Source organism: Flavobacterium sp. GSB-24 (assembly GCF_027924665.1).
Classification (GTDB): domain Bacteria; phylum Bacteroidota; class Bacteroidia; order Flavobacteriales; family Flavobacteriaceae; genus Flavobacterium.
This window is the reverse complement of sequence record NZ_AP027043.1, coordinates 1453036-1465840: the sequence shown is the minus strand read 5'-3', so window position 1 is coordinate 1465840 and position 12805 is coordinate 1453036. Positions and strand designations below refer to the sequence as shown.

General features: G+C 31.3%; 11 protein-coding genes. 9 read left to right on the top strand and 2 right to left on the bottom strand.

Going from position 1 to position 12805, the window contains the following annotated elements; all coding sequences use genetic code 11:
• Positions 1 to 7: 7 nt before the first annotated feature.
• Together QMG60_RS06625 and xrtF are read right to left on the bottom strand one after the other, a co-directional pair.
• Entirely contained in the window at positions 8 to 454 is a 447-nt protein-coding gene (locus tag QMG60_RS06625) for an exosortase F system-associated protein (protein WP_134139174.1), read from the bottom strand.
• Complete coding sequence (gene xrtF, locus QMG60_RS06620; protein ID WP_134139172.1) at positions 444 to 980, bottom strand: exosortase family protein XrtF; 537 nt, start codon at positions 978 to 980, stop codon at positions 444 to 446. Before xrtF ends, QMG60_RS06625 begins: the two co-directional genes overlap by 11 nt.
• 70 nt (positions 981 to 1050) lie before the next feature.
• On the opposite strand from xrtF, the gene QMG60_RS06615 reads away from it, so the two are divergent.
• The 9 genes from QMG60_RS06615 (at position 1051) to QMG60_RS06575 (ending at position 12718) form a co-directional block, all read left to right on the top strand.
• Complete coding sequence (locus tag QMG60_RS06615; RefSeq protein WP_057117619.1) at positions 1051 to 1506, top strand: GAF domain-containing protein; 456 nt, start codon at positions 1051 to 1053, stop codon at positions 1504 to 1506.
• Positions 1507 to 1539: 33 nt separating this feature from the next.
• Entirely contained in the window at positions 1540 to 2235 is a 696-nt protein-coding gene (locus tag QMG60_RS06610) for a hypothetical protein (RefSeq protein WP_281867273.1), read from the top strand.
• A gap of 52 nt (positions 2236 to 2287) precedes the next feature.
• Positions 2288 to 3226: an energy transducer TonB gene (locus tag QMG60_RS06605; protein WP_281867272.1), complete on the top strand. Its 939-nt coding sequence runs from the start codon at positions 2288 to 2290 to the stop codon at positions 3224 to 3226.
• 157 nt (positions 3227 to 3383) lie between these two features.
• Entirely contained in the window at positions 3384 to 3650 is a 267-nt protein-coding gene (gene rpsO / locus QMG60_RS06600; protein WP_057117622.1) for a 30S ribosomal protein S15, read from the top strand.
• Between the two features lie 176 nt (positions 3651 to 3826).
• Positions 3827 to 5971 carry a polyribonucleotide nucleotidyltransferase gene (locus QMG60_RS06595; protein ID WP_281867271.1) on the top strand — a complete coding sequence of 715 codons (2145 nt, stop codon included), beginning with the start codon at positions 3827 to 3829 and terminating at the stop codon, positions 5969 to 5971.
• A gap of 181 nt (positions 5972 to 6152) precedes the next feature.
• Positions 6153 to 6896: a hypothetical protein gene (locus QMG60_RS06590; RefSeq protein ID WP_281867270.1), complete on the top strand. Its 744-nt coding sequence runs from the start codon at positions 6153 to 6155 to the stop codon at positions 6894 to 6896.
• Complete coding sequence (locus QMG60_RS06585) at positions 6897 to 9683, top strand: TonB-dependent receptor (protein WP_281867269.1); 2787 nt, start codon at positions 6897 to 6899, stop codon at positions 9681 to 9683.
• Between the two features lie 4 nt (positions 9684 to 9687).
• On the top strand, positions 9688 to 10914 hold the full coding sequence (locus QMG60_RS06580; protein WP_281867268.1) for a DUF4249 domain-containing protein: 1227 nt from the start codon (positions 9688 to 9690) through the stop codon (positions 10912 to 10914).
• A 13-nt stretch (positions 10915 to 10927) separates the two neighbouring features.
• Positions 10928 to 12718: a hypothetical protein gene (locus QMG60_RS06575; RefSeq protein WP_281867267.1), complete on the top strand. Its 1791-nt coding sequence runs from the start codon at positions 10928 to 10930 to the stop codon at positions 12716 to 12718.
• Positions 12719 to 12805: the final 87 nt, after the last annotated feature.

Below are 12805 nucleotides of genomic sequence, written 5' to 3'. Positions count from 1 at the left end.
AGAAATGTTATTTTTTTGAATTCTGAAGCTGATAATAGAATCCTGGAATAAACAATAACACTAAAATAGGCTGGATTATGAATCTTCTTACATAGAAAAGAAGCCAGCTTGCATCTGGAAAATATTCTAGAATTACATAAAACATTCCCAATAGTACGACTAGAAACAAGGTATATATTAATAAACTAAATTTTAAAATATCACGATCTTTAAATAATGCGTAAATCAAGATCAAAGACAAAACTGCATTTAATAAATATCGAAAAAAAAGTCCTAAAAAGAGCTTTGGAGTTTCAACTTGAGGATAAGGCTGACTATGAAAGTCATTTTTAAAATAGTTCAAAAACGGATCGTAAAACAATTTTGTTTCAAATGCTCTTATTAATGCAAAGCATACTACAATAACTATTGCTATGAAGATTTTAAACTTATTTTCTTTTAAATTATTTAGCATATTTTGAAAATCTATTAATCCAAAAAATCCATAAAATAAAAACATATCCGTAAATAATTAACGGAAACAAAACTCCATGAAGAAATGCGTTTTGTTTTGGGAAATAGAATAACAGCACCGTTAAAAGAGCAATTCTAATTACGTTCAAAATATAAATAGAGATAAGTCCTAAGATTATAAATAAGAATGTTTTTTTAAACTTTCCAGAAAAAGCTGCGACAAATGAAACAAAAAGAATCATTACACTTACCGCGTTGCAGCCTTCGGTTATACGAGCTAAATAAGCACCATTCATAATAATCTCCTGCCAAGGATTTTGAGAGCTTTTTTGAATTATTACATCATAATTAAAAAGCTTTAACAACAACTCTGCATTTTTACCTGTAACTATAGTAATACCATCTAAATCGTCTGCTTCATAACTATTTAAATAAAATTTATAAAGCAAAGTCAAGACAATATATGTCAAGAAAAAGATGCTTACAAAAATCAAGAAAGGCTTAAACTGAACTAAATATTTTTTCAAGAGATTTTTTTTTCAAATTTATGTATTTTTTGAGTTCAGCTTTAAATACTTTTGTATAAAATTTTACATCATGACATTTCAAGAATTAGAACCACAAATAACCGCCATTGTTACTGGCAATGAAGCAAATAGAGACGAGAAATTATTAGCAATCTGCAAGCTTTTAAATGAAAATATAGAATATTACAACTGGGTTGGTTTTTATTTTGCCAATCACGAAGCGAAAACTTTGCATCTAGGTCCGTATGTTGGAGCAGAAACAGACCATACTGTTATACCTTTTGGAAAAGGAATTTGCGGACAAGTAGCAGAAAGTAATGCTAATTTTGTAGTGCCAGACGTTAAAGCACAGGATAATTATATTGCATGCAGTTTTACAGTTAAATCTGAAATAGTAGTTCCGTTATTTGTGAATGGAGTAAATATTGGTCAAATTGATATTGACAGTCATGTTATTGATCCGTTTACAGAGGCTGACGAAAGATTTTTAGAATTTGTTAATCAGGAAGTTGCTAAACTATTCTAGAAGGACTATTTTTAGTATAAAAAATAGAACTGAATGAAAATAAACATATTCCTTTTTTTGCTTCTGATAATTTCAGTTAGTCTGTCTGCACAAATTAGCATGGTCTCAAAAAAAATCTTTTTAGACTCGTTAAATCAGGAATGCACACCCGACAATTACAGCTATACGAGAGTAATTACCAATTATTCGCAAAAAAGCATGCGATATGTCGTAACTGATTTCTATAAAAATGGACGAAAGAAGATGACTGGCGCTACTTTAGACCGTGATGTTCTAAAAAAAGACGGAGAGTTTATTTACTATTACAAAAACGGAGCCAAGGAAGCTGTTGTTAATTATACTGACGACCACAAAAATGGCAAGGAAATTAATTGGTACGAAAACCAAAGTAAAAAATCTGAGAAACAAAATATTTGGGAGCCAAAAACAAAGAAATCTCAAACCTTAATTCTTAATTGCTGGGATGAAGATAAAAGCCAAACCGTGACTGACGGAAATGGAGAATATGAGGAAACAGATAAGTTTGTATCACAAAAAGGAACGATTAAAGATGGACTGAAACAGGGTTCTTGGCAAGGAAACGACCTATTGCACAAAAAGACTTTTGTCGACAATTATGATAAGGGGATTTTAACTTCGGGAATAAGTGTTGATGAAAACAACGTAAAAACATCTTATTCATCTTTAACTGAAAAACAAAATCCGAAAAAAAATCTTAAATCAAAATAATTTTCTTGATAGAGTAATTCTCAAAACACTATTTTTACTACAAAAAATATTTATGAGAAAAATTTTTTATCTTCTAGGATTGCTTCCAATGCTTATTTTTTCGCAAAACGCATCAGATAAAATCATCTATTTTGATTCGATTGGAAAAGACGCTTCAAAAGAAAATCACAGTTCTTACAGAATTATAAAAGACTATCATACAGAAAAAGATTTATATCAAATTAAAGATTATTATAAATCTGGTGTATTAAAAATGGAAGGGAATTCTAAGACAAAAGATGGATTTTCCAAAGAAGGTAAATTTGTCTACTACTATGATAATGGAAATAGAAAAAGAGAAGAAAATTATTTTAAAGGAAGACTAAAAGGCCGCTTTAATGAATGGTACGAAAATGGAAATCCAAAGTTAGAAGGAGAATATTTTCAAGATGAAAAAACACTAAGCTCTGATTTTAGAATGGATAATTATTGGAATTCTAAAAACGAGCATTTAGTTGTTAATGGAAATGGGAATTATGATGAAAATGACAAAGAGCTTATTGTCAAAGGAAAAATAAAAAACGGCTACAAAGATGAAATTTGGACCGGAACTAATAAAAAACTAAATTATAGTTATATCGATATTTATAAGAAAGGAAGGTTTATCTCTGGTAAAAGCACCGATTCTTTAGGAGTTGAACGTAAATACGATGTTTTAGAGGTAAGACCATTACCCAAAAAAGGAGTCAACGATTTTTATAAATTCATTGGGGATAATTTTGTAAAAACAAAAGAAGCTGTAAATAATAAAGTAGCTGGGAAAATAATCGTACAATTTATAATTGCAAAAGACGGAAAAATTGTTGAGCCAAAAATCTTAAAATCATTAGGATACGGACTGGATGAAGAATTAGTCAGAGTTATTACCAGCTATGAAAACTGGAATTCAGGACAACAAAGAGGCGTACCCGTTAGAGTGCAGTATTCGATACCTATAACAGTAACAAATTAGTAAAATGACAAGGTAGCAAATTACTCAAAAAACAAAAATCAATATTCTATTTTTAGATTCTTGTATTTTTTTTTGATTTTTCTGTTTTTTTAATCTAATTTTGCACCGTCTTACAAAAGATGTATGACATACATAAAAATCATTAAATAATATTGGAATGTATTTAACTAAAGAAAAGAAAGAAGAGATTTTCGCACAACACGGTGGTGCAACAAACACTGGAAGCGCAGAAGGTCAAATTGCATTGTTCACTTACAGAATTGCTCACTTAACTGAACACTTGAAAAAAAATCGTCACGATTACAACACTGAGCGTTCTCTTGTACTATTAGTAGGTAAAAGAAGAGCTTTGTTGGATTACTTGAAAAAGAAAGAGATCAACAGATATCGTGAGATTATCAAAGTATTGAATATCAGAAAATAATCAATATATAAAAGAGGTGCGAAAGTGCCTCTTTTTGTTTTTACAATTACAACTGCTTACAAGCATATTACAAGAAAAAAAGTTTGGTTTTTCATTGGGTTTTAGATAACAACAACTACACACAACAACACTACAACACAACTAAAACCCATTGTATAATCAAAAGGAAAAAATTTATGATTCCACAATTATTTGTAGAAAAAATCGATTTAGGTGATGGCAGAAGCATCACAATCGAGACAGGACGTTTAGCTAAACAAGCTGATGGTTCTGTAGTAGTAAGAATGGGCGACACAATGATTCTTGCAACAGCAGTTTCAGCTCGCACTTCTAACCCAGGCGTTGACTTTTTACCATTAACGGTAGATTACCGCGAAAAATTTGCTGCAGCAGGTCGTTTCCCAGGAGGTTTCTTCAAAAGAGAAGCACGTCCAAGCGACAGCGAAGTATTAACAATGAGATTAGTTGACCGTGTTTTACGTCCGCTTTTCCCAGACGACTACCACGCTGAAACACAAGTTATGATTCAATTAATGTCTCATGACGAAGAAGTTATGCCAGATGCATTAGCTGGTTTAGCAGCATCTGCAGCATTAGCAGTTTCAGATATTCCTTTTTATAACTTAATTTCTGAAGTACGTGTTGCACGTATTGACGGGAAATTCGTTATCAACCCTAGTAGAGAAGAATTAGAAAAATCTGACATCGATATGATGATTGGAGCTTCTATGGACTCTGTTGCAATGGTTGAAGGTGAGATGAAAGAAATCTCAGAAGCAGAAATGGTAGAAGCTATCAAATTTGCTCACGAAGCTATTAAAGTTCAAATTGTTGCTCAACAAAAATTAAGAGCTGCAGTTGGTTCTCCAGAATACAGAACTTACGAAGGTGAAATCGAAGACGAAGCTGTTTACGCAAAAGTAAAAGCTGCTGCTTACAATAAATGCTATACAATTGCACAAGAAGCTTCTGGAAAAAGTGAAAGAGGTGAGAAATTTGCAGCTGTAAAAGAAGAAGCTAAAGCTTTGTTTACAGAAGAAGAATATGCTGAAAATCCAGATTTAGCTGGTTTAGTAGGGAAATATTTCTACAAAACAAACAAAGAAGCTGTTCGTAATGTTATCCTTGAAAAAGGAATTCGTTTAGACGGAAGAAAAACTACAGAAATCAGACCAATCTGGTGTGAAACTGATTATTTACCAAGAGTTCACGGATCTTCTTTATTTACACGTGGAGAAACTCAAGCTTTGGCAACTGTAACTTTAGGAACTTCTAGAGAAGCAAACCAAATCGATTCTCCATCTGAACAAGGTGAAGAGAAATTCTATTTACACTATAACTTCCCTCCTTTCTCTACTGGTGAAGCAAAACCATTAAGAGGAACTTCAAGAAGAGAAGTTGGTCACGGTAATTTAGCTCAACGAGCATTAAAAAACATGATTCCTGCAGATTGTCCTTATACAATTCGTATTGTTTCTGAAGTTTTAGAATCTAATGGTTCTTCTTCTATGGCAACAGTTTGTGCTGGAACAATGGCTCTTATGGATGCTGGAGTTCAAATGGTAAAACCAGTTTCTGGAATTGCTATGGGATTGATTACTGATGGTGAGAAATTTGCTGTTTTGTCTGATATTTTAGGTGATGAAGATCACTTAGGAGATATGGACTTTAAAGTAACTGGAACTGCTGATGGTATTACAGCTTGTCAAATGGACATCAAAATTGATGGATTACGTTATGACATTATGGAACAAGCTCTTAACCAAGCTCGTGACGGACGTATGCACATTTTAGGTAAATTAACTGAAACTATTGCAACTCCAAGAGCTGACGTTAAAGCACATGCGCCAAAAATCATCACAAGAACTATTCCTGGAAACTTTATTGGAGCATTAATTGGACCTGGTGGAAAAGTAATTCAAGAATTACAAAAAGCTACTGGAACAACTATCGTTATTAATGAGGTTGATGAGCAAGGTGTTATCGAAATCTTAGGTACAGATCCTGCTGGTATCGAAACTGTATTAGCAAAAATTGCTTCTATTACTTTCAAACCACAATTAGGAGAAGCTTACGAAGTAAAAGTTATCAAAATGCTTGACTTTGGAGCTGTAGTAGAATATACTGCTGCACCAGGAAACGAAGTATTGCTTCACGTATCTGAACTTGCTTGGGAACGCACTGAAAACGTTGCTGACGTAGTTAAAATGGGAGATGTTTTCCAAGTAAAATACTTAGGAGTTGATCCAAAAACTAAAAAAGAAAAAGTGTCTAAAAAAGCACTTGTTCCTAGACCTCCACGCGAGGACAAAAAAGAGTAATCAGATCTTAGTTTACTAAAGGTTTATTCATAGAAAACCCCAATTCATTAACTGAATTGGGGTTTTTCGATTTAATAATATAATGTTTTTATTACATTTTAACACTTTTGCGTGATTTTTATAACATTTTTTTTAATACTTTTGAAGCCAATCATCCAAAAAACAATAAACCACATTTCCTTTGAAAAATTATCAAAAAAAAGCTATTTATCTTTTGATATTTGGCACCTTCTTAAACATATCGTATTTACATTCACAATCTGTTGAAAAATCATCATTATACGATTATTTCGATGAAGCAGTCGGAAAAGATAACTTAAATATCAATAACGGAATTGTTCATAGCGAGCCCTTTCGTCCATTAGCTGGAAAAAATAGATATTATACGGAAGAGTTTAATCTGGGCGATATTAGTTATGAAGGTCAGATTTACTCAAATGTTAACTTAAAATATGATATTCTGCTGGATCAAGTTATTTACAAGCAGAATGGTTCTTCAGAAAATTTACCTATAAATTTGATCACGCAAAAGGTTGATTATTTCTTTATTAAAAATAAAAAATTTGTCAACTTAAAAGAAGAATCAATTAAATTCCCTTCACTTATAAAAGGTATTTACGAAGAAACATATGTTGGCGATAATATTTCTCTTTATACCAAACATTTCAAAGAAAAGGTAAAGTCGCTTCAGGCCGATGTTGTTTACTACAATTACATTTATAAAATCAACTATTTTATAAAATACAAAAACTATTTCTATAAGGTAGAATCCGAAAAAGATTTTAAGAAAATCTTCCCAGATTATAAAAAGGAAATAAATGGTATTTATAAAACAGACAAGAAATTAGAAGATTCCAATAAAAATCAATTTATGGAAAATCTAACGAAACAAATCAATGGTCTTTTAAAAAAAAGTTCTAATTAAATGAAAAAAATTACTCTTATATTATTTTTAATAGCCTTTCAACAAATAATTTATTCTCAAGTAATTAGTGACAAAATAACCGTTGAATTTAAGAATGCCAATATAAAAACTGCTATACAAGATATCGAGAAAGTATCATATTACAAATTCTATTTTGATGAAAAATGGTTTGAAAACGATAGTGTTTCAATAACAAAGCAATATAAAGAAGTTCGAGTTGGTGAAGTTCTGGAAGATGTTTTTCAGAATACAAGCTTTAACTTTTATATTTCTGAAAATAAAATTATCGTAACCAATAACAGTATCATTTATAGTCAATTACCTGACGATTATTTTGGAATTCCTCTTGAAAGAGATGAAAATGGCCAGATGACGACCCCAATATTCTATCAGCAATATGATTCTATAAAGAAAACAAATTCAAGAAACCCTAACAAAAACGTTAGAGACCTTATTCTGATTGGTAAAGAGGTAAAAAATCAGAAAAAGAAAGCAACTTACACTATTACTGGATTTGTAAAAGGTGGAAAAAACAATTCTGGTCTTGCAAACGTTATGGTAAAAGTTCCTAATTCGGAATTTTCTGCTACTACCGATAAAAAAGGGTATTACAGCCTTCAAGTTCCAGGAGGTTTAAATGTTCTTGAAACCGATAGCTTTTCATATAACAAAGTCACTAAAAATATAATGGTTTATAATGACGGATCTTTAAACTTTTCGTTGACAGATAATGTAAACCAATTGGATGAAGTCCTTATTAAAACAAATAAAAGTAAGGCCGCAAAATCTGCCATTACTGGTGTAACAACAATTGATTCTGAAGGAATTAAAAATGTACCTTTGGTTCTTGGTGAACGCGATATTTTGAAAGTTGCTTTAACAATGCCTGGAATAAAAACGGCTGGAGAAGGATCTTCTGGTTTTAATGTCAGAGGTGGTAAAGAAGATCAGAATTTATTCTTACTGGATCATGCAACTCTTTATAATCCCTCACATTTCTTTGGCTTTTTTACAGCGCTAAATCCATACACAACCAAAAAAGTAGATATTTATAAAGGAAGCATTCCTGCTGAATTTGGAGGAAGATTATCATCTGTTTTTGACATTACTTCAAAAAGCGGTAATGTAGACAAATTTCAGGGAGAAGGCGGCATTGGTCCCGTAACCAGCAATTTAATGATTTCTACACCTATTGTAAAAGGAAAATCAAGTTTAGTTGCCGGAGGAAGAGCTACCTATTCTGATTGGATTTTAAAAAGCTTAGATGACGAGAAGTTAAAAAACAGCCAGGCATCATTCTATGATTTCATCTTAAAATACAATCATAAAATAAATGCTAACAACGATATCGAATCTACACTTTATTACAGCCATGATAAATTTAGCGTATCTTCAGATTCATTATACAAATACAGCAACAGATTAGCTACATTAAAATGGAATCATACTTTTAACGAGAAAAATAAAGGTTCATTAATAGTAACTAATAGTGAATACAAATTCAACATTGATTATCAATCTGAAGGAGTAGATAATTTTGATTTTGGGTATAAAATTGATGAAACTCAGGCAATGTTAAAAATGACTTATTTATACAATCAAAAACATAAGTTCAGCTATGGTCTTTCAACAAAATTGTACTCTGTTGACCCGGGATATTTAAATCCAACAAATCCGCAGTCGACTTTAATTCCAATTGATGTTGAAACAGAAAGAGGTTTAGAATCTGCAGCATATATTGGTGACAACTTTAAAATAAGTGATAAGTTCTTGCTTGATTTTGGTTTACGTTACTCGACTTTTGCTGCCTTAGGAAAATCTACTCAAAGAATTTACGAACCGAATGCACCTTTTAACGATGCTACAGTAATTGAAACCAAAACATACGGCAACAATGAGGTAATTAAAAGATATGGCGGACTTGAGCCTAGAATTGCTGCTAGATATTTCTTGACGGATGACTTTTCTGTGAGAGCAAGTTATGATAAAACATATCAATACATTCATTTACTCTCTAATAACACAACTCAGTCTCCAACCGATATTTGGAAACTATCTGACTTGAATGTTAAGCCCGAAAGTGCACAGCAAGTTTCTTTAGGTTTATATAAAAATTTAAAAGATGGTGATGTTGAACTTAGCTTAGAAGGATATTACAAAAAATCTAAAAACATCTTAGACTATAAAGTTGGTGCCGAATTGTTACTCAATGAAAACATTGAAACTGAACTTTTACAAGGAGAAGGGAAAGCTTACGGCATAGAAGTTTTAGTAAAGAAACAAGTAGGCAAATTAAACGGATGGCTTGGATATACTTATTCGAGATCTTTAATAAAACTAGACAGTCAGTTTCAGTCAGAAAAAGTAAATAACGGAAAATATTTTGCTTCTAATTTTGATAAACCGCATGACTTTAGCGCTGTTTTAAACTACAGAATTACAAAACGTTACAGTTTTTCTAGTAACTTTATCTATCAAACAGGAAGACCAATTACATATCCTATTGGAAGATATGATTATGGTAATGAACAATACACTGTATATAGTGATCGTAATAAATTTAGAATTCCAGATTATTTCAGACTTGACATTGGTTTGAACATCGAAGGAAATCACAAAATCAAAAAGTTAGCACATAGCTTTTGGAATATATCTGTTTATAATGTATTGGGACGCAATAATCCTTATTCAGTATTCTTTGTTACAAAAGAAGGACAAATTAAAGCTTATAAAACATCTATTTTCTCTATTCCAATTCCAAGTATTACATACAATTTCAAGTTCTAAAATCATGAAAAATTTCATATATAAAATCTCTCTTTTCTTAATTCTGGCGGTTGCTGCCAGCAGTTGTACTGAACAATATGTTTTTCAGAATAATGATTTTGAAAGTGCTCTTGTCGTAGAAGGAACTATTACTAATGAACTAAAAAATCAAACTATAAGACTTTCTCAAGTATATGAGCTTGAAGAAACTGGTCCAAAACTAGAAAAAGGTGCCAATGTTTCTGTTTCTGACGATCAAGGAAATGAGTATCAATTTGAAGAAAAAGATACATTATATGCATCTATTACTCCTTTTAAAGCAGAGCCAGGAAGAAAATATCAATTGAAAATTAGAACAAGTGATGGAAAAAATTATACTTCTGACGAACAAGTTTTAACAACTGAAACCAAAATTGATAATTTAACTGCAACTGTCGAGAATGTTAAAGGAGAAAGAGGTGTACAAATTAATGTAAACAGCTATGACCCTAGTAATACTTCAAAATATTACAGGTATGAATATGTAGAAACGTACAAAATTGAATCTCCTTTATGGAGTCCGTTTCAAACATCGATAGTAAATGTTCCCGCAGTACCTGCAAATCCAAATGAAGATTTTCCAGGTTCGCCTGCAAGAGAAGATATTCTTGTAAGCCTTCGAACAAAAGAGACTAGAACTTGCTTCTCAACAAAAAAGTCAGATGATATAATTTTAAACAACACAAATAGTCTTAGTGAAGATAGAGTTAATTTTCCAGTACGCTTTATTAGTAATCAAAACTATATAATCACTCATCGTTATAGTATTTTTGTAAAACAATATGTTCAAAATTTAGCGGCTTATACCTATTATAAAACTTTAAGAGATCTATCCAGCTCAGGAAGTGTTCTTTCACCAAAGCAACCTGGTTTTTTCTATGGAAATATAAAATCTGTAGAGAATCCAACAGAAAAAGTGATTGGATTTTTTGAAGTATCTTCAGTTTCATCAGAAAGAATTTTCTTTAATTACGCAGATTTATTTCCTAAAGAACCTCTTCCTCCTTACTATGAAAGTGATTGTAATGTGAGAGAATTTGTAGATTGTTTAGGAGACCCTCCTTGCAACGGAACTCAATTACGCTCTGCGATTTCAAGCCGTTATTTAGTTTATTTATCTTCTAGCGGTTTATCATATTCTATGGTTAAAGCAGCATGTGGTGACTGTACTACATTTTCTTCTAATATCGTTCCTCCATTTTGGATAGATTAATCTTATAAAATTCATGAAACACCTTTCTATACATAATAAAACTAATATTCTTGACAGAATTAAACAATTGACACTTTTGATCTCTTTGTTAATTCAAGGCACATTTGTATTTGCTCAGAATTCGCAAAACAAAAATGCCGTACCTAGTATCTCAGATCAGGAAACTATTTTTCTGCACTCAAACACTACAACATTTTTGACTGGAGAAACACTTTTCTTCAAATTATACTGTCTGAATCCGCTGAATAATAAAACGAGCCAAATAAGTAAAATTGCTTATGTTGAACTTATTGACAGCGAGAAAAAGTCACTTCAAAAAAATAAAATATATCTGGACAACGGAATCGGAAATGGCGAATATTTCATCCCTACAACCTTAAAAACTGGAAATTATAAAGTTATCGCTTACACCAAATGGATGTTGAATAATGTAAATTCTCAGAAACATGAAATAGATATTTTCATCATAAATCCTTTTCAAACTCAAGAACCAAATGATAATATCACATTTGATATTCCTGATCCAACGAAAAAAACTACTGCAATTCAGACCATAAATTCTAATTCAGGAAATGACAAAAGAATTGATTTTGAGTTTGACAAAGAAAGTTATTACACAAGAGATAAAGTCAATTTAAAATTAAAAACTTTAACTGAAGCAACTGAAAAAGGCAACTATTCTGTTTCAATTCGAAAAATAGATCAAATTCCGACCATAAAACAACTTACAGCTTCAGAATTTGCTAAAAAATCAGCCGAAAGCTACGTTAATACGCCAAACACTTTTAATTATATTCCAGAAATTAGGTCTGAGCTAATTACTGGAAGCATTACATCAAATACAAATCGCGATGTAAGCAACAAATCGATTGCTTTATCTCTACCTGGAAAAGAATATGTATTAAAAATTGTTAGAACAAATGCTCAAGGAAAATTTGCTTTCTTATTAGATCAATTTCCGAATTTCCCAAATGCAATATTGCAGGTATTGGATGATAAACAAAATGATTTCGTAATCAATTTAGATGCATTTCCAAAGTTTGATACTTCTTCTTTGCAATTCACATCTAAGCTTAATTTGTCTCCAGATCTGAAAAAAGATATCGAAGAAAGATCTACTGCAAGCCAAATTCAAAATGCTTATTATCAAATTAAAAAAGACAGCTTAGTTACAGAAGCCGTTATGAATCCTTTCTTTAGTACTGTTGAAAAAACATATGTATTAGATGATTATACTAGATTTCCAACTTTAAAAGAAAATATAGTTGAAGTTATTATAGAACTTTATTACAGAAGAAATAATGGCAAATATCAGCTTCACGTTAGAAATCTACAAAAAGATTTAGAAATTTATGGTCCGCCATTGGTTCTTGTTGATGGATTATTGATTCAAGATCCGAGTGATCTTTTTGATTACAATATGGCTAATGTAAATAAAGTAAGCTTAATTACAGAACCTTACGTTTATGGTCCGAATTTGTATGGTGGTTTGGTTAGTTTTGAAACCAAAGACAACGAATTCTCCGTTAACTATGCGAAGAAATATTTAAAGACAATGGAAATTCAGCGTCCAAATCCTGAAAAAGTTTACAATAATCCTGATTACTCAGCTGGAAATAAATTACAAAGAATTCCAGATTACAGATATCAATTGTTATGGAAACCAAATATTAAATTAGAAACCAAAGAAGACAATTTATCATTTTACACTTCTGATATAAAAGGAGATTTTGAAGTCGTTTTAGAAGGCTTTACCGAAAGCGGACAGCCGATATATGTTTCAAAAAGCATTACAGTAAAATAATTTTATTTATGATAAAAAAAACCTTGACAAACTTACTCTGCCAAGGTTTTTTTTATATTTTTATTTAAAACAACATCCTGATTTTAA

Excerpts from the sequence above, each read along its gene's own strand:
- QMG60_RS06625 (WP_134139174.1), bottom strand. The coding sequence starts at position 454 with ATGCTAAATAATTTAAAAGAAAATAAGTTTAAAATCTTCATAGCAATA.
- QMG60_RS06615 (WP_057117619.1), top strand. The coding sequence starts at position 1,051 with ATGACATTTCAAGAATTAGAACCACAAATAACCGCCATTGTTACTGGC.
- QMG60_RS06610 (WP_281867273.1), top strand. The coding sequence starts at position 1,540 with ATGAAAATAAACATATTCCTTTTTTTGCTTCTGATAATTTCAGTTAGT.
- QMG60_RS06605 (WP_281867272.1), top strand. The coding sequence starts at position 2,288 with ATGAGAAAAATTTTTTATCTTCTAGGATTGCTTCCAATGCTTATTTTT.
- rpsO (WP_057117622.1), top strand. The coding sequence starts at position 3,384 with ATGTATTTAACTAAAGAAAAGAAAGAAGAGATTTTCGCACAACACGGT.
- QMG60_RS06595 (WP_281867271.1), top strand. The coding sequence starts at position 3,827 with ATGATTCCACAATTATTTGTAGAAAAAATCGATTTAGGTGATGGCAGA.
- QMG60_RS06585 (WP_281867269.1), top strand. The coding sequence starts at position 6,897 with ATGAAAAAAATTACTCTTATATTATTTTTAATAGCCTTTCAACAAATA.
- QMG60_RS06580 (WP_281867268.1), top strand. The coding sequence starts at position 9,688 with ATGAAAAATTTCATATATAAAATCTCTCTTTTCTTAATTCTGGCGGTT.
- QMG60_RS06575 (WP_281867267.1), top strand. The coding sequence starts at position 10,928 with ATGAAACACCTTTCTATACATAATAAAACTAATATTCTTGACAGAATT.